This window comes from Burkholderia sp. Bp9099, from assembly GCF_003857805.1.
In the GTDB taxonomy this organism is placed as follows: Bacteria; Pseudomonadota; Gammaproteobacteria; order Burkholderiales; family Burkholderiaceae; genus Burkholderia.
On sequence record NZ_QTPU01000009.1, the window covers coordinates 232335 to 252103 of the forward strand.

19 protein-coding genes are annotated in these 19769 nt (G+C 66.9%); 5 read left to right on the top strand and 14 right to left on the bottom strand.

Features of this window, described 5'->3' with window-relative positions; translation table 11 throughout:
- Positions 1-67: 67 nt before the first annotated feature.
- The 4 genes from tssF to DIE17_RS12810 form a co-directional block, all read right to left on the bottom strand.
- On the bottom strand, positions 68-1957 hold the full coding sequence (gene tssF, locus DIE17_RS12795) for a type VI secretion system baseplate subunit TssF (RefSeq protein ID WP_124920927.1): 1890 nt from the start codon (positions 1955-1957) through the stop codon (positions 68-70).
- 249 nt (positions 1958-2206) lie between these two features.
- The gene (locus DIE17_RS12800) at positions 2207-2716 is read right to left on the bottom strand and encodes an OmpA family protein (RefSeq protein WP_044847820.1); all 510 of its coding nucleotides are present in this window, start codon (positions 2714-2716) and stop codon (positions 2207-2209) included.
- Positions 2717-2804: 88 nt separating this feature from the next.
- Positions 2805-4073: a diguanylate cyclase domain-containing protein gene (locus DIE17_RS12805; RefSeq protein WP_124920928.1), complete on the bottom strand. Its 1269-nt coding sequence runs from the start codon at positions 4071-4073 to the stop codon at positions 2805-2807.
- Positions 4070-4777, bottom strand: a complete 708-nt coding sequence (locus DIE17_RS12810) for a YfiR family protein (RefSeq protein WP_124920929.1) — start codon at positions 4775-4777, stop codon at positions 4070-4072. The genes DIE17_RS12805 and DIE17_RS12810 overlap by 4 nt, the downstream gene beginning before the upstream one ends.
- A gap of 78 nt (positions 4778-4855) precedes the next feature.
- Here DIE17_RS12810 and DIE17_RS37395 point away from each other — a divergent pair, with 78 nt between their 5' ends.
- The gene (locus DIE17_RS37395) at positions 4856-5011 is read left to right on the top strand and encodes a hypothetical protein (RefSeq protein WP_185500410.1); all 156 of its coding nucleotides are present in this window, start codon (positions 4856-4858) and stop codon (positions 5009-5011) included.
- A 184-nt stretch (positions 5012-5195) separates the two neighbouring features.
- On the opposite strand, the gene DIE17_RS12815 is transcribed toward DIE17_RS37395, so the two are convergent.
- Entirely contained in the window at positions 5196-6281 is a 1086-nt protein-coding gene (locus DIE17_RS12815; protein WP_124920930.1) for a hypothetical protein, read from the bottom strand.
- 302 nt (positions 6282-6583) lie between these two features.
- On the opposite strand from DIE17_RS12815, the gene DIE17_RS12820 reads away from it, so the two are divergent.
- Positions 6584-7825: an FAD-binding oxidoreductase gene (locus DIE17_RS12820; protein WP_124920931.1), complete on the top strand. Its 1242-nt coding sequence runs from the start codon at positions 6584-6586 to the stop codon at positions 7823-7825.
- Positions 7826-7841: 16 nt separating this feature from the next.
- On the opposite strand, the gene DIE17_RS12825 is transcribed toward DIE17_RS12820, so the two are convergent.
- From DIE17_RS12825 to DIE17_RS12865, 9 genes are all read right to left on the bottom strand, one after another.
- Entirely contained in the window at positions 7842-8603 is a 762-nt protein-coding gene (locus DIE17_RS12825; protein ID WP_124523174.1) for a FadR/GntR family transcriptional regulator, read from the bottom strand.
- Between the two features lie 77 nt (positions 8604-8680).
- Positions 8681-9571: an amidohydrolase gene (locus DIE17_RS12830; RefSeq protein ID WP_124920932.1), complete on the bottom strand. Its 891-nt coding sequence runs from the start codon at positions 9569-9571 to the stop codon at positions 8681-8683.
- Between the two features lie 43 nt (positions 9572-9614).
- A complete protein-coding gene (locus DIE17_RS12835; RefSeq protein WP_124920933.1) occupies positions 9615-10556 on the bottom strand; it encodes an ABC transporter substrate-binding protein in 942 nt (313 codons plus the stop codon).
- A gap of 86 nt (positions 10557-10642) precedes the next feature.
- A complete protein-coding gene (locus DIE17_RS12840; RefSeq protein ID WP_124920934.1) occupies positions 10643-11680 on the bottom strand; it encodes an ABC transporter permease in 1038 nt (345 codons plus the stop codon).
- 19 nt (positions 11681-11699) lie between these two features.
- Positions 11700-13244: a sugar ABC transporter ATP-binding protein gene (locus DIE17_RS12845; RefSeq protein ID WP_124920935.1), complete on the bottom strand. Its 1545-nt coding sequence runs from the start codon at positions 13242-13244 to the stop codon at positions 11700-11702.
- 12 nt (positions 13245-13256) lie between these two features.
- The gene (locus DIE17_RS12850; RefSeq protein ID WP_124920936.1) at positions 13257-14033 is read right to left on the bottom strand and encodes an SDR family oxidoreductase; all 777 of its coding nucleotides are present in this window, start codon (positions 14031-14033) and stop codon (positions 13257-13259) included.
- Between the two features lie 83 nt (positions 14034-14116).
- Positions 14117-15394, bottom strand: coding sequence for an L-fuconate dehydratase (locus DIE17_RS12855; protein WP_124891705.1), 1278 nt, complete (start codon positions 15392-15394; stop codon positions 14117-14119).
- 23 nt (positions 15395-15417) lie between these two features.
- A complete protein-coding gene (locus DIE17_RS12860; protein WP_124523166.1) occupies positions 15418-16260 on the bottom strand; it encodes an ureidoglycolate lyase in 843 nt (280 codons plus the stop codon).
- A gap of 54 nt (positions 16261-16314) precedes the next feature.
- Positions 16315-17079 carry an SDR family oxidoreductase gene (locus DIE17_RS12865; protein WP_124920937.1) on the bottom strand — a complete coding sequence of 255 codons (765 nt, stop codon included), beginning with the start codon at positions 17077-17079 and terminating at the stop codon, positions 16315-16317.
- 678 nt (positions 17080-17757) lie between these two features.
- Between DIE17_RS12865 and DIE17_RS12870 the strand changes: the two genes are divergently transcribed.
- From DIE17_RS12870 to DIE17_RS12880, 3 genes are all read left to right on the top strand, one after another.
- Complete coding sequence (locus tag DIE17_RS12870; protein ID WP_044847789.1) at positions 17758-18048, top strand: DUF3331 domain-containing protein; 291 nt, start codon at positions 17758-17760, stop codon at positions 18046-18048.
- 167 nt (positions 18049-18215) lie between these two features.
- The gene (locus DIE17_RS12875; RefSeq protein ID WP_124920938.1) at positions 18216-19202 is read left to right on the top strand and encodes an oxidoreductase; all 987 of its coding nucleotides are present in this window, start codon (positions 18216-18218) and stop codon (positions 19200-19202) included.
- A gap of 214 nt (positions 19203-19416) precedes the next feature.
- Positions 19417-19719, top strand: a complete 303-nt coding sequence (locus tag DIE17_RS12880) for a DUF4148 domain-containing protein (RefSeq protein WP_124920939.1) — start codon at positions 19417-19419, stop codon at positions 19717-19719.
- The last annotated feature ends 50 nt before the right edge of the window (positions 19720-19769 follow it).

Consider the following 19769-nt stretch of genomic DNA (forward strand, 5'->3'; position numbering starts at 1 on the left):
GGTCAAAACCCGGGGGCGCGAAAGACGCGTTCGCAAACGTTTTCGTTATCGCCCCAATAATCGGGAACTAGATCAAAGGCTGGGTGCCGGGACAAGGTTGCCCACGCCGAAGCACCGCACCGGTATGGGCTGAAAACAGCACGATCTGCACGAAGCTGGTAACCGGAACGTACGGCGCGAAAAACCGGTCCATCACGTGCGCGAACCCGCCCAGGCTGAACCCGGCGAAGCGCTGCTCGTCCACGACCAGCCGCACTTCCAGCCCTTGCACGAACGCCGAGGCCGGCTTGCCGGGCAGCCAGCACCGCACGCGCGCGGTCGACAACGAGACGAGCGCATCGAAGCGCCGTCCGGCATCGACCGAATCCTCCGCCCAGCGCGCGCAAAGCCGCCTGAGCTGAGCCAGGCCGCCTTTGTCCAGCCGGATCGCCTGGGGCACGAGAAGCGACAGCAGATCCCACAGCTCCCCGTGGCGGAAAGCCCGCGCCCGGCACCGGGTCGGCCGGTTCAGCAACATGATCGCTCCCACCGGGTCGCCTTCCGCCGGCGTCAGTTCGCACGCCTGCATCCCGGACAGGTCGCCCTGGGTACAGGAAAGCCGGATCGCCAGATTGCGCTTGCCCGGATCGGCAGGTTGGCCGTCCCGGTCGGTGAGCTGGAGTTCGACGCCGTGGAGCGGCTCTGGCGTCTCGTCCGGGGTAGGCGTCGGTGTCGGCGCTTTGTCCGCCTGTTTGGCGTCGGAGTCGACTGGCTTCCGCTTCGGTGCCCGCCTCGCCTCGTCGCGCAATACAGTCCAGAACAACCCGGGACGGCCGTCCATGCCGTGCCGCAGGGAATGGAATGGCGCCAGTGCCGATGTCCCCGCGTCGGAAATCTCACGCACGGAGTCGATCGACCAGATGTCCGTGCGCGGCGTACCGGCCTGAGCCAGCGCCTTCACCGGGTAATACGCGCAACCGGCACGCGTCTCGATCGGCGCAGCATCGTCCGGGAACAGGTTGATCACGGGCGTACAGAACAAGCGCACATGGTCCGCCGTCGCGGCGGCCAGACGCTGGGCGCGATGCGAATCCCGATGCACGCCGGCGATCGCGAGGTGCAGCGCGACGCGACGACCGTCGCCGGCGGCTCGCTTGAGCGGCCTCATGTCGACGTCGACAAAGTCGAAACGCTCCGGCGCGGCGCAGTACGTCATCAGCAGGTGAAACGGCCCGAGGGTGTCGTCGGGCGGCGGGGCGAGCAGCGCATCGGCCGGCTCGACGCCGACGGCCGTGACCGCCACGCCCGGCAGGCGCTTCCAGCGACCGGACTCGCCCACTTCGGCGAAACTTCGTACGGCAAGCAGCAGCGCGGCGTCCGCGAGTGCAGCGACAACCTCGCGCGCACCGGTGAAGTGCAGGCGCAGCCTGTCCGGCACGATCGCAAACGTGGCTTCCGATGCAGTCAGCTCGAACGTGATGCTCAGGAAGCCGGACGTTTCGGCGGGCAACGCCGCATCTCGCGGTGCGATCGCCGACGTCGTGTAACGCACGGCCGCGACGGTCAACGGCACGATCGTGACGTCATCTGTCATCCGAAATACTTCGCGGCCGGCCGGCGCGATCAATCGGTCACCGCGGGGGATGACGCGAGGTGCGGTCTGCTTGTCGGTCTGGCCGCCACGAAATTGCGCAATCGCGCAGGAAGGAAACGGGCGCAGGAACGTGCCGTGCAGCGATTCGAGAAGGCTGTGTGAAAACGCAGGCACGTCATCCTCGAGACGGATGTCGTGAGACGCCGCCAGCAACGCGAACGACTGCAACAAGCGTTCGACGTGCGGGTCGTCCGAATGCTCGCCAGTGATCGCAAGGCGCGCGGCGATCTTGGGAAAGCGCTGCGCGAACGTCTGCATCGAACGGCGCAGCAGCGCAAGCTCACGTTCGAAATGTCGAAGCAGGTCGTTGGGTTCTAGGGCCATACACGTTCCGGTAGCCGCTGCACTCGCCGCTTGGCCATGCAGCGTTCAAAAAAGGCGGAACGATTTTATTCAGGCAGTTGAATACTTCGTTTCAGATTTTCCGGGAAACTTCCAGTCACGCGTATCCGTTTCGTGCCGCAGATCCGGCCCGGTTGCCGTGATCATCAAGGTTCGCCGCTCGCGAATGGACGTTCGGGCTTCTGCATGGCAATGGTGGCAAACTGTTACAGCCCAACGCATGCGCTCCCCTCACCGCGGCGACACCACAATCGCCGCCCTCCGGTTCTGCGCCCGCCCGGCGGGTGTCCGGTTATCCCCCACGGGATCGCTCTTCCCCTTCCCGACCACCGCGATCTGCTTGCCGTCCAACCCCACATCCACCAGTTCGATCGCCACCACCTCCGCCCGCCGCCGGGACAACTCGAGATCGTAAGCCGTCTCCCCTTCCTCGTCCGAGTACCCATAAACCCGCACACCATTGATCCCGGCCGACCTCAACGTCCTCCCGATCCGCTCGACGATCCGCCTGACGACCGGCTTGAGGTTATACCGATCAAAGTCAAACAAAATCGGCCCCGTCGACCCGAACTCGAACCCCTGCTCGGTCTCCTGAAACCCGGCCGACTTCAGCGCCGTGACTTGCGTCTGCGTGAGCCCACGATGAAGCGGCGGCGTCTTGCACCCGCCGAGCAGCAGGCACAGCAGCACCGCGCTCGCGACGCACATCCTCCCCATGCTCACAGATAACGCGTTTTTCATCACAGTCCCCTTCCTTCGCATGCGCGCGCATCGCGTGCGCTTCTTATCCCGCCGCCGCGGCCTCGCCCGCAGCGCGAAACGATCGACCTCAAACCGGCCCGGCTACGCCTTCCGACAACTGCCACGACCCCGGCCGCGCACGCTTGGCGCGGTACATCGCGGCATCCGCCGCGCGCAGCAAGCCGCTCGCGTCGGACGCATGGTCGGGATACAGCGCAACGCCGGCACTCATCATGGTGGCCACCATGCGTCCGTCGGGCAACTCGATCGACGACACCATGCCGGACAAAATCTGGTCGGCGATCAGGCACACGCTGTCCGTGTCGCGCACACCCGTCAGCATCACCGCGAATTCATCGCCGCCCAGGCGAGCGACGAGATCGGTTTCGCGCACCTGCGCGCGCAACCGTGCCGCGACGCCGACCAGCACCGCATCGCCGGCATCGTGGCCAAGGCAGTCGTTGATTTCCTTGAAGCGGTCGCAGTCGAGATACAGGATGGCGACCCGCTGTCCCGTCAACACGGCGTCGCAGAGTGCAAGCGACAGACGCGACTCGAACTGCACGCGGTTGGGCAAACCGGTGAGCGCATCGTGCGTCGCCTTGTATTCGAGCGACGCGTTCTCGTCGCGCAGCGTGTTCTGCCATTCCTCGAGTTCATCGAGCAGCGCATTGAAGTCGTCGCCGAGCTGGTTCAGTTCGGCGATCGCCACCGGCTCGACACGACGCGCGAATGCACGCTCGCGCCGCACGGCGTGCGCGACGGCGGCAAGCGCGCGCAGCGGCGCGACGATATTGCGCAGCAGACGCTTCGAGCTGATGTAAGCGCCGAACACGCTGACGACGAGACAGCCGAGAATGCCGCCGATGCCGCCGAGCAGGAATCCGAAGAACTGATGCCCGCGGCCACGCACGATCACCTGACCGACGACGATGCCGTCGTGCATCACCGGAACGGTCACGGCGCCCGGCAACGCGAGAGCGGCGACGATGCGCTCGAGCCCGGCGATCCGGCCGCCGGCAGGCAGCTTCCAGGTCGCGAACAACTGCCCCTTGTTGTCCGTGACCACCACCTGCGCGACGTCCTCATCGCTGGCGATCGTCGCGATCGCTTCGCTCGCCGCGGCACGGTCGCCGAACACGAGCGCCGCCTCGACCGTGTAACCGAGCGAGCGGGCCAGCAGGTTGAGGTTGTTGCCGGCATACGCACGCAACGCGATCACGGCGACGACGATCAGCGACACGGCGGCCATCGTCACCGCGACGAACGCCAGGCGCAGGTGCGCGCGGCGCAACACGCTTTGCAGCGTCGGGCGCGGCACGCGTGAGGACGCGATGGGGGGCGCTGAACGTGTCATGGCGTCAGCGTCCGCCGCGCGAGGTTGAGCACGTTCGGATGCACGCGCACGCCACTGCGCGCGACGGCGTCGAGATTGATGTCGAACGTCACGTGCTCGCCTTCGACCGTCAGACAGAACATGCTGCCCGCGGTGCACGACGGATCGTGTTCGGCGATGGTCAGCACCGGATGGCCGGCGAGCGCGGTTCTCACCCGCATTCGCTCGTCGTTGCCGAGCGCGCCGAGATACACGACGTCGCAGGCGATGCCGAGCGAGGGATCGTCGAAGCGGACGCGCTGCACGTCGAGCACGGTCGAGCCGGCCTGCATCGTGTCGGTGAGGTCGCCCGCGTAGTCGGGCCTGCCCGTCACGCACAGATGCAGGCGCACGGGCGTCGTCGGCCAGCGCGTGAAACTGACGATGCCGAGCACGACCTGGCGTACGTTGGAGTCGTGTGACGAAAAGGCGGGACCCGTCGGGCCGGCGGGCGTCGCGGTGGCTGCGACGTGCATCGTATCGACCGGGTCGTCCCTGTCGGCAAGCGATCCGGCGAGGACGGAAGGGACAACGCTCAGAACGCAAACGATTGCGATGAATGCGTGACGCAACGACGCGACTCGGCCCGACCGGCCGGACGCCGTCCGCGCGGCGATTGCCGCCGCGCCCGCTGGCGTCGATGCGGCCGCATCATTCGCGGCCGTCGCGCACACACTCGCATCCATGATGGAAACATCGGTTGCAGTCGTTCCCGGCCCTGCCTCCTGCCTGCCGTGCGCGCGCGCAGGTACCGTGTCACGCACATGATTGCTTCCATCTTAGGTAAAAATTCGCAACCCGAACCAGTGGGATACTCCCGCCAAATAACCGTCGGAAAGTATGTTGAATCAGCGTTGAGCCTGGTGATGGCGGTGAAAGCGAAGCGCAACGCCGATCTGAATTCGGCTTCTGCAGATTGATCAGCGGATAGGACGACCGTGCGCATCAAGCACATGCAGTTTCGCAGAGGCGCACCGGGCCGGTTTCCAATACGCATCGATGCACAGCCAGTAAAAGTTGCTGCACGATTCCGCGCCTGACGAAACGGATCCGTCATACGATGCGCGACACGACAAGGGTTCATGCGCCCGCGGAAAACGGTACCTACTTCGATTTACACGACATGGTCCGGAATACATACCCGTACCCGTCCTTCACGGCCTCCGACACACTGTCGTCACCGATGCGTGCGAACAACCCCGCACGACTGTCCCCACGGCACGCGCTTGCCGCCGAATACGTCGTCCGTACCAGCACGTGAGAAAACAGCGTCCGAGTCTCGATACTGCCTATGAGATAGGTGGGCCCCATCAGCAACGCTATTGCCCAGAACACCATGCCACACGGCGCCAGCATGGCAATCACCTGGCGAAGCCGCTTCCGGCCGTCAGGCTCCGTTTTTTTTAGCCCGAACCTGAGCCTTCTCCAGGTCACGGTCATCCGTTCAGCTCCGTGCGTGCTGAATATCCTGACTTGATTTGCAGCATGCTGAATGATCATGCTGCCGAACAGGAAAACCAACTGAAATACGAAGAACGCAACGAGCATAATTCCCGCTGCCTGAACCAGACGCAGCGCGAAAAATACGGAAGCCGACAGGCCGGTGAAGCTGGAAAAGTGGTCGGCGGTTTCATGCGTCAGCGTCAGGACCAGTCGCTCCGCGTCCGAGTGCGCGAGCCAAAGCGCGATCGACGCCACCGCCAGATAGGCGCCCTTTCCCAATACCTTGCTCCACGTCCAGCGCGCGACCAGGCTCAACACATGGTAGATGTGTCGAGCAGCCGCGTACGCAAGGAGAAGAAACACGGGTATGGAGAAACGGCCGATCCGCGGCATATCCAGCCCAATCCACAGGATTCCGGAAAGCAGCAACATCATTGCGACCAGACCATAAGCCACGGTGACATCCGGAGGAAGTTTCGCGATCGGGCGCAGTTTCCGCATGACTCTGACCGTGCGGCGGATCAGCCATGTTCGAAATGGCCGCAGCATGGGGATCCATTCACGCAAGATCCCATACAGCATCGTTGCCGAAATCGCACCGACCACAAGTCTGATCACCAGCTGAAACCTGAGGAGCTGCAGGATGACGAACAGTCCCGCCAAAACGGCTGCGCTGCGAACGAGCGGCGATCGATGCCACGGAATTGCGGCAGGTTGTCGGGCCTCGGAAATATTGTTTTCGGGCATGGAGCGCTCTCGTGACCAGTTGGCAAATTCGACGAAGTCGCCCGCTCTCCAGGTACTCGAATCGCTCCGGAAGTGAGAAATGCAATTTGCGCGACGCCTTCGTATCCGGCTGCGTACGGCCGGCCGCCTAGCGTACAACCGGAATGGTTGTTGCGACAACCTCACGGCCAAGCGCCCGATTCGCGCATCGTCGCGTTCGCGAGTATCCTAGCTGATCATTCGATTGCAATTCCGAGCACCCGACCGAAGCGCCGTCGCCGACTTCGAGTGTTGATCGCTAACCGTCTATTTCGCCTTCCCTCATGGACTTCGACGTAATCGTTCTGGGCGCGGGCATCGTCGGCGTCTCCGCCGCGCTGCACCTGCAGGATCGCGGCCGCAAGGTCGCCCTCGTCGACCGCGGCGCGCCCGGCGAAGGCACGAGCTTCGGCAACGCGGGGCTGATCGAGCGCTCGTCGGTCGAGCCGTATCCGTTCCCGCGCAGCCCGTTCACGCTGATGCGCTACGCGCTGAACCGCTCCACCGATCTCTACTGGCACAGCACGTCGCTGCCCGCGTTCGCGCCGTGGCTCGCGAGGTTCTGGTGGGAATCGGCGCCGCTGCGTCACGCGGCGGCCTCGCGCGACATGCTGCCGCTGATCGAGCGCTGCATCGTCGAGCACGACGCGCTGATCGCACGCGCCGGCGCCACCGAGCTGATCCGCGCGAGCGGCTGGATGGAAGCGTTCCGCACGCCGGCCGCGTTCGAACGCGCCGTCACCGATGCGGGACTCACCGCGCGCCGCCACGGGCTCGGCATCACGCCGCTCGATGCCGCGACACTGCGCGCGCAGGAACCGAGCCTCGCGCCCGGCTTCTGCGGCGCGCTGCACTGGCTCGATCCGAAAAGCGTCGTCGATCCGTCCGCGCTCGTCAAAACCTACGCGCAACTCTTCGTGCAAGGCGGCGGCACGCTGCTCACCGGCGATGCGGCGAGCCTCGACGCGCTGTCGCCCGGGTGGCAGGTCACGACGGACGACGGCAAGATCGCCGCGCCGGCCGTGGTCGTCGCGCTCGGCCCGTGGTCCGACACGGTGTTCGGCAAGTTCGGCTACAAGATTCCGCTGCGCGAGAAGCGCGGCTATCACATGCACTACGCGCCGTCCGAACGCGGCGCGCCGTCGGCGCCGATCGTCGATCGCGAATACGGCTACGTGATCGCGCCGATGCGGCGCGGCTTGCGGCTGACCACCGGCGTCGAGATCGCCCGGCGCGGCCTGCCGCCGACCGGCGTACAGCTCGAGCGCGCGGAACGCGTCGCGCGCCCGGTGTTCGGCTTCGGCGAACGGCTCGACCCGCAGCCGTGGCTCGGCTTCCGGCCGTGCACGCCCGACATGCGGCCGGTGATCGGCCCCGCGCCCGCGCATCGCGGGCTGTGGTTCTCGTTCGGACACAACCATCACGGGCTCACGCTCGGCCCCGTCTCCGGCCGCCTGCTGGCCGAGATGATGACGGGCGAAACACCGTTCACCGACCCAACGCCCTACCGCGCCGACCGCTTCTGATTGCGCTCGCCCGCGCTCAGTCGAGCGCGCGGCCGAAGATCCGGATCACCTCGTCGAGATGCTCGGCCATCGCACGGCGCGCGGCCTCCGGGTCGCGCGCACGGATCGCGTCGAGGATCGCGCGGTGTTCGAGCTCCGAGCGGTGCGGCATGTCGTTGGGCATGTACAGCGACTGCAGCCGCTGGAACATCAGGTCGTACTTGTGCGCGAGCAGCTGCTTGATCATCAGCGCATACGCGGGGTTGTCGCTCGCTTCCGCGATACGGATATGGAACAGCCGGTCGCCCGGATGCGTGAGCGAGCCGCTGCGGTTGTCTTCCTGGTTGCGCAGGAACGCCGCGTGAATCCCTTCGATCTGCGCGTCCGAGCCGTGCTTCGCGGCGAGCGACGCGGCTTCCGGCTCGATCAGCCGGCGCGCCTGCAGCAACGCGAACGGCGGGATTTCGGTATCGAGGTCGAGCGCGATGCCGAGCTCGGGATCGATCTCGACGACCGGGAACGGCGCGACCTTCGTATCGGGCCGCGGCTCCGGCGCGGCCGCCGCCTCGGGTTGGCGCACCTTCACGCCGTCGCCGACGCGCACGCTGACGAGCCCGCTGACTTCGAGCGCGATCAGCGCCTCGCGCACCGACGTGCGCGACACGCCGAACTGCTCGGCCAGTTCGCGCTCGGGCGGCAAATAGCTGCCCGGCGGGAAGTCGCCGGACTCGATCATCGTGCTGAGCTTGTCGGCGATCTGCTGGTAGAGGCGGCGGTTCTGAATCGGCTGGATGGACATACGTTGATACAGGTAAGCGATTGCATTGCGGACGGTCTGACGAATGGAGCGCGCGCGTCGGGCCGTTCGCGCCTATTTTATATGCGGGGCTTCGAATCGCCGGGCAGCGCATAGCAACGCGCGGCCGTGCCGCCCCACAGCGCGTTGCGCTCGGCCGCCGACAACCGCGCTTCGGCCCAGCGCTCGACCAGCGACGCCACTTCGTCATACGACGCCGCAAGCAGGCACACGGGCCAGTCCGACCCGAACATCAGCCGCTGCGGGCCGAACGCGTCGAGCGCCGCGTCGAGGCATTGCTCGATGTGCCGGATGTCCTGCCCGCGCAGGCCGCGCCGCCAGTCCGTCTCGGTCACGAGCCCCGACAGCTTGCACACGACGTGCGGCAGCGCGCCCAGCTCGCGCAACCCGGCACGCCAGCGGGCAAGCGCAGCGCCATCGCGGTGGAATTCGGCGAGCGGCGGCTTGCCGGCATGATCGAGCACGAGCCAGTGCGCATCGTGCCGCGCGCAGAGCGCGCGCACCTCGGGCAACTGGCGCTCGAACACGAGCACGTCGTACACATAGCCGTTCGCCTGCAGCCACGCGACACCGCGATTGAACGCGGGATCCGCGACGAACGCGCCGACGTCGGCTTCGTCCTGCACCTGGTGACGAAAGCCGCGCAGCTTCGGGCTGCGCCATTCGGCGATGCGCTCGGCGAGTTCCGGCGCACCGAGATCCTCCCAGCCGACCACCGCCGCGATGTGCGCGTCGTCGCGGGCGAGATCGAGCAGGAACGCCGTCTCGTCGCGCCCGGCGCGCGCCTGCACCGCGATCGACGCGCCGAGCGCCTGTGCATGCATCTGCGGCCATAGCGCGTCGGGCAGGTAGTCGCGGGCGAGCACGCCCATGCCGGGGCCGATCCACGGATAGTCGGCCGCGCGGTAACGCCAGAAGTGCTGGTGGGAATCGATACGCACTGCGCCCATGGTGTCCTCGTGATTCACCGTTGCCCGCCGCGTCACGTCGCGCTCAGTCGTACAGCACCGCCGTGATTTTCGGGTCGTCGATATTGGTCTTGTCGTACCAGTAGAAACCGGTATCGATGACCTTCGGCAGCTTCTCGCCCTTGACCGACTTCACGGCCGCCTCGACCGTCTTGTAGCCGATCCCGACCGGGTTCTGCGTGATCGCGCCGGCCATCAGCCCGCTGCGGATCGCGTCCTTCTGCTGCTTGCCCGAATCGTAGCCGATGATCACGACCTTGCGCTTCATCTCGCGCACGCCGTTCACCACGCCGATCGCCGAGCCTTCGTTGGTGCCGAACAAGCCCTTGAGCTTCGGATACGCCTGCAGGATCGACTTCGTCACTTCGGTGGACTTCAGCTGATCGCCCTCGCCATACTGCACGGTCACGACCTGCACCTTCGGGTGCGCGGACTTCATCCGTTCGAGAAAGCCGTCGCGGCGGTCGATGCCCGTGCGGCTCGTCTGGTCGTGCGCGACCACGGCCACCTCGCCTTCGTCGCCGATCAGCGCGGCGAGCTTGTCGGCGGCGAGCGCGGCGGCGGCCTTGTTGTTGGTCGCGGCGGTCGTCACCGGGATGTCGCTGTCGACGCCCGAGTCGAACGCGATCACCGGAATCTTCTCGGCCTGCGCCTTCTTCAGGAGCGGCAGCGCGGCCTTGCTGTCGAGCGCCGCGAAGCCGAGCGCGGCCGGCTTCTTCGCGATCGCGGCGGACAGCATGTCGATCTGCTTGTCGACCATCGCCTCGGTTTCGGGGCCTTCGAACGTCACCCTCACCTTGTAGTCCTTCGCGGCCTGCATCGCGCCCGCCTTCACGGCCTGCCAGAACTGATGCTGGAAGCCCTTCGAGATCAGCGGGATGTAGGATTCCTGCGCCTGCGCGCCGGCCGTCGCGCCGACGGCGAACGTCAGCCCGACGATCGCGTTCAACACCTTGCTCCTGATCACTTCGCGTCTCCTTGGTTGGTATCGACTGAAATGCCGGCCCGGCCGGCGGTGAAGCGCCTGCATGTTCGTGTTCGTGCGTGCATGCGTCAGCGGCGGCGCCGGCGCAGGATGTCCACGTAGACGGCGAGGATGATGATCACGCCCGTCACGACCGTCTGCCATTCCTGCGCGACCGACATGATGCGCAGGCCGTTGGTCAGCACGCTCATGATGAACGCGCCGATGATGGTGCCGACGATGCTGCCCGCGCCGCCCGACAGCGACGTGCCGCCGATCACGACGGCCGCGATCGCGTCGAGCTCGTAGCCCTGCCCGAGCGCGGGCTGCGCGGAATTCAGCCGCGACGCGATCAGCAGCCCGGCGATCCCGCACACCGCGCCGCTGAACGTGTAGACGGAGATCTTCCACGCATCGACATTCACGCCGGACAGCCGCAGCGCTTCCTCGTTGCTGCCGAGCGCGAACGTGTAGCGGCCGAAGATCGTCCGGTTCAGCACGATCGACGCGCCGACCGCGACGAGGAACAGGATCAGCACCGCGTTCGGGATCGGCAGCGCGGGAACGAGGCTGCCGATCAGCGAATCCTGCGCGATCGACGTGAAGCCCGGCGTGTCGTTGAAGTAGATCGGCCGCGTGCCCGAGATCACGAGCGACAGCCCCTTGAGCAGCATCATCATGCCGAGCGTCGCGATGAACGGCGGCACCTTCATCTTCGCGATCACGAAGCCCGACACGCTGCCCGACAGCGCACCGAAGCCCAGCGCGGCCAGGATCCCGAGCGGCAGCGGCAGGCCCCACTTCGTCAGCACGACGCCGGCCATCACCGCGCAGAAGGTCATCAGCGTGCCGACCGACAGGTCGATGCCCGACGTGATGATCACGTAGGTGCACGCGACGGCCAGCACACCGTTCACGGCGGTGGCCTGAAGGATCGTCACGATGTTGTCGACTTCGAGGAAGTTCGGCGACGCGAAGCTGAAGAACACGATCAGCAGCACGAGGCTCGCGAACGCGAGCAGCTTCTGCCGCGCGGCCGGGTTGAAGAAGCGGGCACGGAGGCCCGCTGCGCCGGCCGGCGTGTCGCCGGTGGCAAGAGGCGGAACGGGATGCGTATCGTTGGACATGATCGGGTAAGCGTCGGAATCAGGACAATACGGTCGACTCGCGCTGCGTCGCGAGCTGCATGATCTTTTCCTGCGTGGCGTCGGCCGCGCGCAATTCGCCGGTCACGCGCCCTTCGCACATCACGAGGATCCGGTGGCTCATGCGCAGCACCTCGGGCAGCTCCGACGAGATCATCACGATCGCCTTGCCGTCGGCGGCGAGCGCGTCGAGCAGCTTGTAGATTTCGCTTTTCGCGCCGACGTCGATGCCGCGGGTCGGCTCGTCGAAGAACAGGATGTCGCAGTCGCGCAGCAGCCACTTCGCGATCACGATCTTCTGCTGGTTGCCGCCCGACAGGAGCCGCGCCGGCTGCGCGACGGACGGCGTGCGGATCGCGAGCTGCCGCACGTACGACTGCGCGGTGTCGCGCATCCCGCGCGCATCGAGGAACATGCCGCGGCGCACGAAGCGCCGCATGCTCGACAGCGCGATGTTGTTCTGCACGTCCATCCCGACCGCGAGCCCGAAGTGCTTGCGGTCCTCCGAGAGATAACCGATCCCGTGCCTGACCGCGTCGGCCGGCGTGCGGATCGTCACGGTCTTGCCGTGCACGCGGATCTCGCCCGCGTCGACCGGGTCCGCGCCGAACACCGCGCGCGCTACCTCGGTGCGGCCCGCGCCCATCAATCCGGCAAAGCCGAGGATCTCGCCGCGCCGCAGCGTGAAGCCGACATCGCGGATCGCGCGGCCGCGCGACAGCCCGCGCACCTCGAGCGCGACCTCGTTGGCCGACGTATCGGGCGGCGTGCGGAACGTCGCATCGAGCTGGCGGCCGACCATCATCGCGATGATCGCTTCCATCGACGTATCCGCCATCGGCACGGTCGCGACGTACTTGCCGTCGCGCATCACCGTCACGCGATCGGCGATCTGGCGCAGCTCGTCCATCTTGTGCGAGATGTAGACGATGCCGACGCCGTGCGCGCGCAGGTCGCCGATGATGCGGAACAGCTCGGCGATTTCCGCGTTGTTCAGCGCGGCGGTCGGTTCATCCATGATCAGCACGCGCGAGTCGAACGACAGCGCCTTCGCGATCTCGACCATCTGCTGCTTCGCGACCGTCAGCCGGCCGACCGGTGTGCGCGGGTCGAGATCGAGCCGCATCCGCGCGAAGATCGCGGCGGCGTCGCGGTTCAGCCGGTCCTCGTCGACGAACACGCCGAAGCGGCCGCGCGGCTCGCGGCCGATGAAGATGTTCTGCGCGACGCTCAGGTGGTTCATCAGGTTCAGTTCCTGATGGATGATGCCGATCCCGAGCGCCTGCGCGGCGCGCGGATCGTCGATGTCCACCGCGCGGCCGTCGATCCGGATCTCGCCTTCGTCCTTCTGGTACACGCCGGCGAGAATCTTCATCAGCGTCGACTTGCCCGCGCCGTTCTCGCCCATCAGCGCATGCACTTCGCCGGCGCGCAGGTCGAAGCGGCAATCGTCGAGCGCCAGCACGCCCGGAAAGCGCTTGCTGACGCCGGTCAGCTCGATCAGCGCCGCGGGCGCGGGGGTCGTCGGGTTCGGATCGGGTTGCATGGCTCGCCGCCCTCAGCCGATCGCGCGATCGAGATGCGTATAGCCGCCGTCGACGAACAGCCACTGGCCCGTCGTGTGCGATGCGCGCGCCGACAGCAGGAACACGGCCGTGTCGGCAATCTCGTCGGCGGTCGTGAAGCGCTTGCCGAGCGGCACCTTGCCGGCAATTTCCGCGAGCTTCGCTTCCGGGTCGTCGAAGCCCGCGATCCAGTTCCGGTAGAGCGGCGTCATCACCTCGGCCGGGATCACCGCGTTCACGCGCACGCCGTCGTCGCGCAGCGCGACCGCCCATTCGCGCGTCAGCGCGAGCTGCGCGCCCTTCGATGCGCAATAGCCGCTCGTGTTGCCCTGGCCGGTGACGGCCGTCTTCGACGAGATGTTGACGATCGCGCCGCGCGTCGCCTTCAGGTGCGGCACGCAGTAATGCGCCATCACGTAGTAGTGGATCAGGTTGCGTTCGAGCGACGCGACGAACGCGTCGCGCCCGGCATCGAGCCCGACGCCGTCGTTGATGCCCGCGTTGTTGACGAGGCCGTCGATGCGGCCGAAGCGCGCGACGGTCTGCGCGACTGCGTCGCGGCACTGTGCGTCGTCCTGCAGCTCGACGGACACGCACGCGGCGCGCGGCTGCTTCTGCGCGAGTGCGCGCCAGAAGCCGTCATCCGGCGCGTGGCGCGCGAACACCACCGGAATCGCGCCTTCGCCGGCAAGCCGCATCGAGATCGCGGCGCCGATGCCCGACGCGCCGCCGGTCACGATCACGACCTTGTCTTGCAGATTCAAATCCACTTCGCGTCTCCGTCGTTCATGTTGTCGCCGCGCGCAGGTCATGCGCGGGTCGTCGTGCGCCGTCGTGCTGCGCGCTGCGCGCTTCAGCCGCGGAACCGGTACTGCTCGAGCGATGCCGGCTTCATCTCGATCGAGAAGCCGGGTGCCGTCGGCGGCAGGTACGCCGCGCCGCGCACGACACAGGGCTCGACGAAATGCTCGTGCAGGTGATCGACGTATTCGGTCACGCGCCCTTCCTTCGTGCCGGCAATGCACACGTAGTCGATCATCGACAGATGCTGCACGTATTCGCACAGCCCGACGCCGCCCGCATGCGGACACACCGGCAACCCGTACTTCGCGGCGAGCAGCATCACCGCGAGTATCTCGTTCACGCCGCCGAGCCGGCACGCATCGATCTGCACGACGTCGATCGCGCCGCGCGCGATGAACTGCTTGAACATCACGCGGTTCTGGCACATCTCGCCGGTCGCGACCTGCACCGGCGCGATCGCCTCGCGGATCTTGCGGTGCCCTTCGACGTCGTCGGGGCTCGTCGGCTCCTCGATGAACCACGGTTTCGCGAACGCCAGCTCGCGCACCCAGTCGATCGCCTCGTCGACTTCCCACACCTGGTTCGCGTCGATCATCAGCTTGCGGTCCGGGCCGATCACCTCGCGTGCGATCGTCACGCGGCGGATGTCGTCCTCCAGGTTCGCGCCGACCTTCAGCTTCACGTAATCGAAACCCGCGTCCACCGCTTCATGGCACAATCGGCGCAGCTTGTCGTCGCTGTAGCCGAGCCAGCCGGCCGACGTCGTGTAACACGGGTAGCCTTCGCGCTCGAGCGTCGCGATCCGCGCGGCCTTGCCCGGCGCCTGCCGGCGCAGCAGGTCGAGCGCCTCGTCCGGCGTCAGGCAGTCGGTCAGGTAGCGAAAATCGATCGCGCGCACGATGTCCTCGGGGCTCATGTCGGCGACGAGCCGCCACAGCGGTTTGCCGACGGCCTTCGCCCACAAATCCCACACCGCGTTCACGACGGCGCCCGTTGCCAGGTGGATCGCGCCCTTGTCGGGGCCGATCCAGCGCAACTGGCTGTCCGAGGTCACGTGCCGCCAGAAGCGGCCCATGTCCTCGCGGATCCAGTCGAGGTCGAGGCCGACGACGAGGTGACGCATCGCGTCGATCGCCGCGCAGCAGATTTCGTTGCCGCGCCCGATGGTGAACGTGAGCCCGTGGCCTTCGAGCCCGTCGCGGTCGGTTTCGAGCACGACGTACGCAGCCGAATAATCGGGGTCCGGATTCATCGCATCGGAACCGTCGAGCTGGCGCGAGGTCGGGAAGCGCACGTCGAGGACGCGCATCGATCGAATGATAGGCATGGCGAACCGTCCGGGAAAGGGTTTCAGGCCTGCACGGTGCGCTGGCGCTGCTCGCCGAGCCCGTCGATGCCGAGCGTGATCACCTGCCCGGCGCGCAGATAGACGGGCGGCTTCTGCCCGAGGCCCACGCCCGGCGGCGTGCCGGTCGAGATCACGTCGCCCGGCTGCAGGCTCATGAAGCGGCTCAGGTAGCTGATCAGGTGCGGCACGCGGAACACCATCGTCGCGGTCGTGCCGTTCTGGTAGCGGTGGCCGTCCACTTCCAGCCACAGCCGCAGCGCGTGCGGATCGGGCACTTCGTCGGCCGTCACGAGCCACGGGCCGAGCGGGCCGAACGTATCGTTGCCCTTGCCCTTGTCCCACGTGCCGCCGCGTTCGAGCTGGTACTCGCGCTCCGACACGTCGTTCACCACGCAGTAGCCGGCGACGTGCGACAGCGCGTCGGCTTCGTCGATATAGCGGCCGCCCCGGCCGATCACGACGCCCAGCTCGACTTCCCAGTCGGTCTTCTCCGAGCCGCGCGGGATCTCGACGTCGTCGTTCGGCCCCGAGATCGCGCTCGTCCACTTGCCGAACACGACCGGCTCCTTCGGGACGTCCATCCCCGATTCCGCCGCGTGGTCGGAATAGTTGAGGCCGATGCAGATGAACTTGCCGACGCGGCCGACGCACGCGCCGAGCCGCGGCGCGCCTTCGACGAGCGGCAGCGACGCCGGGTCAAGCTCGCGCAGCCGCGCGAGCGACGCGGGTGCGAGCGCGTCGCCGGCGACGTCGTCGATCACGCCCGACAGGTCGCGGATCCTGCCCTGCGCATCGAGCAGGCCCGGCTTTTCATGGTGTTTGTCGCCAAATCTCAGCAGTTTCATGTGGTGTGAGCGGAAATGGAAAGTGAGTGGAAGGGCGCGGTCGGCTAGACGCGGTCAGTTCGACCAGCCGCCATCGATCAGGTGAATCGCGCCGGTCGTGAACGACGCTTCGTCGGACGCGAGATACAGCGCGAGCGCGGCCACTTCGTCCGCGGTGCCGATACGGCCCATCGGCTGACGCGCGACGAACGCCTGGCGCACGGTGTCGGTCGACACCTGGCGCGTGCGCGCCTGCTCGGCGATCCGCAGCTCCAGCGACGGCGACTCGATCGTGCCCGGGCAGATCGCGTTGCAGCGGATGCGCTGCTCGACGAAATCGGCGGCGACCGACTTGGTCAGGCCGATCACGGCCGCCTTGGTCGTGCCGTAGACGAAGCGGTTCGGCACGCCCTTCACGCTCGACGCGGCCGACGCCATGTTGACGATCGACGCGCCGCCCGCAGCCAGCATCGCCGGCAGCAGCGCGCGGATCAGCCGGTACATCGACGTGACGTTCAGGTTCAGCGAGAACGCCCACGCGGCGTCGTCGCAGTCGAGGATCGAGCCGTGGTGCACGAAGCCCGCGCAGTTGAACAGCACGTCGAACGCGCGCTCCTGCGCGGCGAGTGCGGCAATGTCACCCGCGTCGGTCACGTCGAGCCGCCGCGTGGCCAGCCGGCCGCCCGCGCGTTCGGCGTCGGCCGCGAGTTGCGCGAGCGCGGCTTCGTTGATGTCGGTCGCCAGCACGTCGGCACCTTCGCTTGCGAACCGCAGCGCGGTCGCGCGGCCGATACCCTGCCCGGCCGCCGTCACCAGCGCGCGCTTGCCCTGCAATCTCATGAGCACCTCTCCCGAAGAAGCCGGCCGGGCCGGCTGATTGGCACAAAGGACTAAAGGTCCAACCAATCATAGGAACAGATTCCGGATTTGTCACGTTCGTGTGATTCAGTATTTTCCCGAGCGGGAGAATCGGGCGGAAGGCGCTGCGGCGGGCTTCGATTACCGTATTTTTCAGGTTCCGCCGATCGGCCGCGTATCGCGCAAAGCCAATACCGGTGGGCGTTTCCGCGACCCCGGGGCATCGGAGTCGCTCCGTCGGCACCGCGAAACTGGCAAAAAAGTCATGTTCCCGTCAGGGTGTCAACGGCAGGCGCGCGCGATCATGGTGTTGCCGGACCGCGCTTCCCCGGACACCGCCCCCCCGCCCGTCGCCGATCCCTGACGGGCGTCTCCGTCCCCCGCGGTGTCCACGTGACTGAGCGAGCAGACACGGGGGCGCGGGCCGATTTTCCGCCCCGGGCGTGCGCGTCCGGGGCGCTTTTGTCGTTGGCTTTTTCACGAAAATGCGCGTCGATTGTTTCTGATTCGACAAAAGGTAATTTGAGCCAGACAGGATGTTTTTTCCGGTCACAGACGCTTACATTTAGCGCACCACTCATGGAAACCGCTACGGATTCGCCCTCGGGTAGTGACATCCACTGCCACGGCCGAAGCCGCACGAGCTTTAGGAAACGGCAAATGAAGGCCTCCAAATCCCTGCCTGTGCTCGATCCCGCCGACGTCCACGTCGAAATTCTGGAACGCTCCGATACGCTGCTCGTCGTCCGCTGGGTCGAACCCGGCCGCTGTCACTACGGCGAACAGCGCTGGCGCCGCCGCTTCGCGCAGCGCACCGGCACCTGCGCGCTGTCGCGCCAGGTCATCCAGCGCGGCGACGAAGTATTCCGCCCGGCCGAGCGCCCGGCACCCGCGAACGCGGCGGCGATGATCTCCGCCGCCGAAGTGCTCGCGCTGGCCGGCAGCCGGTAACGCCCGCCGGCCACCCGTGCCGGGGCCCGCGGCCTGATGCGCTGGCGCGCCCTAGAAGCGCCGGTCTAATTCCCCCGCTTGTCTGTCCCGCCCGCGCGGACTATCGTTACACCACTCAATGTAACGATTGCGCGTCGTGGCGCACTGCCACGCCGATGGAGGCAGACATGCATGCATGGAGCGCACGCCACGTCCCGGCGCAAGGCGGCAAGGTCGCGGTCGTGACCGGCGCCAACAGCGGCCTCGGCTGGCATATCGCGGAAACGCTGGCCGCCAAGGGCGCGACGGTCGTGATGGGCTGCCGCGATGCCGCGCGCGCCGCACAGGCCGCCGCTGCGATTCGCCGGCTCCATCCCGCCGCACGGGTCGAAGTCGATGCGCTCGACCTCGCCGATCTCGCATCGATCCAGCGCTTCGCCGCCGACGTCGCCGACCGCCACGGCCGCGTCGACATCCTCTGCAACAACGCCGGCGTGATGTTCCTGCCGCTGCGGCACACGCACGACGGCTTCGAGATGCAGTTCGGCACCAACCACCTCGGCCATTTCGCGCTGACCGGCCATCTGCTGCCCGCGCTGCGCGCCGCCCGGCGCGCGCGTGTCGTGACGATGTCGAGCGGCTTCAACCGCGGCGGCCGGATCCGGGTCGACGACCTGCGCGCCGAGCACCGTTACAACCGTTATCTCGCCTACTGCGACAGCAAACTCGCGAACCTGGTGTTCGCGCTCGAGTTGCAGCGCCGCTTCCAGCGCGCGGGGTTCGCGGGAATCAGCGTCGCCGCGCATCCCGGCTACGCGGCAACCAACCTGCAGTTCGCGGGCCCCGCGATGGACAGTTCGCCCACGCGCGCCGCGCTGATGCGCGCGGCGAACCGTTATCTCGCGCAACCGGCCGAGCAGGGTGCGTTGCCCGCGATTCATGCGGCGACGTCGCCCGACCTCGCCGGCGGCTCGTACATCGGGCCGTCCGGCTGGCTCGAGTCGCGCGGCCTGCCGGCACCGGCGAGCGTGCCGCGCGCGGCACGCGACGTGGCCCTCGCGGCTCTGCTGTGGGAGGCTTCCGAAGCCGCGACGGGCGTGCGTTTCCTGAGTTCGGGCGCGCCCGCCGGCCGGCCGCCCGCCAAGCCGTTCGATGCGGCCGCCGAGGCGCGCTGAATCCCGCGCGCGTCGCCTCAACATTCCTCATACTTATTACACTTGCAGAAACGAAAGCAGGATGAAAGCCTGATCCGGCGTCCCACTGTTACCGCCCTGGAAACAATCTATCATCAAAATCAGCGTTTACCCTCAACGACCCGGTGACTAAGATTTAGTCAATCGCTGCAGACATGGTGTCGCAAGCGAACCCAATAAAACACCGGAGGTCATCATGAAATCGCTCGTTTCCGCAGTTGTTGCCGCTGTCGCCCTGTCCGCTTCGTTCGGCGCTTTCGCACAAAGCACCGTGACCCGCGCTCAAGTCCGCAACGAACTGGTTCAGCTCGAACAAGCCGGCTACAAGCCGGGCGTGTCGAGCCCGTACTACCCGAACGACATCCAGTCGGCGGAAGCGCGCGTTCATGGTGCCGACGCCAGCGGCTACGGCGCGCAACCGGCTCCGGTCGTCCACTCGGGCGCCCCGGCTGCCGCAGTGTCGTCGAACGCACGCGACTCGGTCTTCTTCGGCCAGTAAGCCGACGCGCCCCCGGCGGGCGCACCGCGCATCGCGCGATGAAGAAGCTG

Bases quoted from the DNA above. Each gene is read 5' to 3' on its own strand.
- tssF (WP_124920927.1), bottom strand. From the start codon at position 1,957: ATGGCCCTAGAACCCAACGACCTGCTTCGACATTTCGAACGTGAGCTT.
- DIE17_RS12800 (WP_044847820.1), bottom strand. From the start codon at position 2,716: ATGAAAAACGCGTTATCTGTGAGCATGGGGAGGATGTGCGTCGCGAGC.
- DIE17_RS12805 (WP_124920928.1), bottom strand. From the start codon at position 4,073: ATGACACGTTCAGCGCCCCCCATCGCGTCCTCACGCGTGCCGCGCCCG.
- DIE17_RS12810 (WP_124920929.1), bottom strand. From the start codon at position 4,777: ATGGATGCGAGTGTGTGCGCGACGGCCGCGAATGATGCGGCCGCATCG.
- DIE17_RS37395 (WP_185500410.1), top strand. From the start codon at position 4,856: ATGATTGCTTCCATCTTAGGTAAAAATTCGCAACCCGAACCAGTGGGA.
- DIE17_RS12815 (WP_124920930.1), bottom strand. From the start codon at position 6,281: ATGCCCGAAAACAATATTTCCGAGGCCCGACAACCTGCCGCAATTCCG.
- DIE17_RS12820 (WP_124920931.1), top strand. From the start codon at position 6,584: ATGGACTTCGACGTAATCGTTCTGGGCGCGGGCATCGTCGGCGTCTCC.
- DIE17_RS12825 (WP_124523174.1), bottom strand. From the start codon at position 8,603: ATGTCCATCCAGCCGATTCAGAACCGCCGCCTCTACCAGCAGATCGCC.
- DIE17_RS12830 (WP_124920932.1), bottom strand. From the start codon at position 9,571: ATGGGCGCAGTGCGTATCGATTCCCACCAGCACTTCTGGCGTTACCGC.
- DIE17_RS12840 (WP_124920934.1), bottom strand. From the start codon at position 11,680: ATGTCCAACGATACGCATCCCGTTCCGCCTCTTGCCACCGGCGACACG.
- DIE17_RS12845 (WP_124920935.1), bottom strand. From the start codon at position 13,244: ATGCAACCCGATCCGAACCCGACGACCCCCGCGCCCGCGGCGCTGATC.
- DIE17_RS12855 (WP_124891705.1), bottom strand. From the start codon at position 15,394: ATGCCTATCATTCGATCGATGCGCGTCCTCGACGTGCGCTTCCCGACC.
- DIE17_RS12860 (WP_124523166.1), bottom strand. From the start codon at position 16,260: ATGAAACTGCTGAGATTTGGCGACAAACACCATGAAAAGCCGGGCCTG.
- DIE17_RS12865 (WP_124920937.1), bottom strand. From the start codon at position 17,079: ATGAGATTGCAGGGCAAGCGCGCGCTGGTGACGGCGGCCGGGCAGGGT.
- DIE17_RS12870 (WP_044847789.1), top strand. From the start codon at position 17,758: ATGAAGGCCTCCAAATCCCTGCCTGTGCTCGATCCCGCCGACGTCCAC.
- DIE17_RS12875 (WP_124920938.1), top strand. From the start codon at position 18,216: ATGCATGCATGGAGCGCACGCCACGTCCCGGCGCAAGGCGGCAAGGTC.
- DIE17_RS12880 (WP_124920939.1), top strand. From the start codon at position 19,417: ATGAAATCGCTCGTTTCCGCAGTTGTTGCCGCTGTCGCCCTGTCCGCT.